Genomic DNA, 607 nt, shown 5'->3' on the forward strand with positions numbered 1-607 from the left:
GTATGCCACAAAACATCATTGCACGCGCAAAAAGGCGTGACATGTTCTGGTAGATCTCCAGAAAATTCTCGGTAACTTCATACAACAAAGCCCACACTTCGTGGGCTTTGTTGTTTTCCCGATAGGTGAACGCGCTTAAACCACCTTATGTGGGCCAAAGCATTCGTAATGGAATTGTTCCTGAGGGACGCCAAGTTCTTGTAGCTGTTTCGCGACGTGCTGCATAAAGCCCACCGGACCACAGAAGTACACTTGTACGTTGTCTTGTTTGAGTGCGGCTTCGATTTCATGCAGGTTTACAAAGCCGGTAAAGTGGAAGTCTTCACCTATCTTGTCTTCTGCCGTTGGTTGGTTATACCAAATGAGCGCGTTCATGTTTTCTTTCGCCGTGACTAGCTGGTTTACGTGCTCTTTAAAGGCGTGGTGTTTGCTGTTTTCTGTTGCATGTACCCAAGTCACTGGCGCGTGATGTTCCGTCAAGCTTTCTAGCATTGACAGTGTTGGCGTAAGGCCGACACCTGCAGAAATCAGCACCACTGGTGTATTGGTGTCTACATCCATAAAGAAATCACCCGCTGGCGCTGCGAGTTTTACTTTATCGCCGATG

At 47.8% G+C, this 607-nt stretch carries 1 pseudogene; it reads right to left on the bottom strand.

Features of this window, described 5'->3' with window-relative positions:
• Positions 1-135: 135 nt before the first annotated feature.
• Positions 136-607: pseudogene (locus R8N49_RS28655) on the bottom strand (NO-inducible flavohemoprotein); the annotation flags it as partial.

Source organism: Vibrio sp. 1978, assembly GCF_033344345.1.